The organism is Neobacillus drentensis (assembly GCF_036966985.1).
In the GTDB taxonomy this organism is placed as follows: domain Bacteria; phylum Bacillota; class Bacilli; order Bacillales; family Cytobacillaceae; genus Neobacillus; species Neobacillus drentensis_E.
On the sequence record NZ_JBALSN010000696.1, the window covers coordinates 1 to 815 of the forward strand.

Genomic DNA, 815 nt, shown 5'->3' on the forward strand with positions numbered 1-815 from the left:
TCATTAATTACGGGACGTCGCAGCATCGCCGGCTCACTCGTTGGCGGCATCCAAGAAACACAAGAAATGCTCGATTTCGCAGCTGCTCACAAGATCGCACCACAAATTGAAGTGATCAACGCAAACCAAGTCGATGAAGCATATGAACGTGTGCTCAATAGTGATGTGCGTTATCGGTTTGTGATTGATATTTCAACATTATGATCGGATTCTATTTGGAAAGACCAGCTCAATGTCTGGTCTTTTTTTAATGATGGATATTCTGTTTTTCTTGTAGCAAGGATTCTTGAGGATATGATCAAAAACCACCCGAAATTTTCATGAAAAAACCTCACTTTTTCAGAACCAAATTTATTGACAGAAAATAAATAAACATGTTATTATTAAAAATTTGATTATTTTACCTCTAAGTGTGATACCCTTAAAGTAGATACATGATATGGAGGCGGATGATATGTTTCAAATTGGTGATAACATTGTTTATCCAATGCACGGAGCAGGTATAATTGAAGCCATAGAAGAAAAAGAATTCTCTGATGAAAAACAACAGTATTATGTCATTAAAATGGCCGTTAGCCATATGAAAGTGATGATTCCTACAAGGAAGATGTCAAGGTCAAGAATAAGACCAGTTACAGATATACTTGCCTTAAAGAACATCATACACACTTTCCAAAATGGAACATCAGATAAGTTATTGCCATGGAAAGAGAGATATAAAATCAACACAGACAAAATAAAAACGGGCCACATACTAGAAGGCGCTGAAGTGGTACGTGATCTCATGCGAATGAAGAAAGAAAAAAAACTGAATG

1 protein-coding gene and 1 pseudogene are annotated in these 815 nt (G+C 36.3%); both read left to right on the forward strand.

Annotated features, from left to right (window positions below):
• Positions 1-204 (forward strand): annotated as a pseudogene (locus V7659_RS30640) (alcohol dehydrogenase); the annotation flags it as partial.
• 250 nt (positions 205-454) lie between these two features.
• The coding region (locus tag V7659_RS30645; RefSeq protein ID WP_335543782.1) for a CarD family transcriptional regulator at positions 455-815 on the forward strand (361 nt) is incomplete at its 3' end.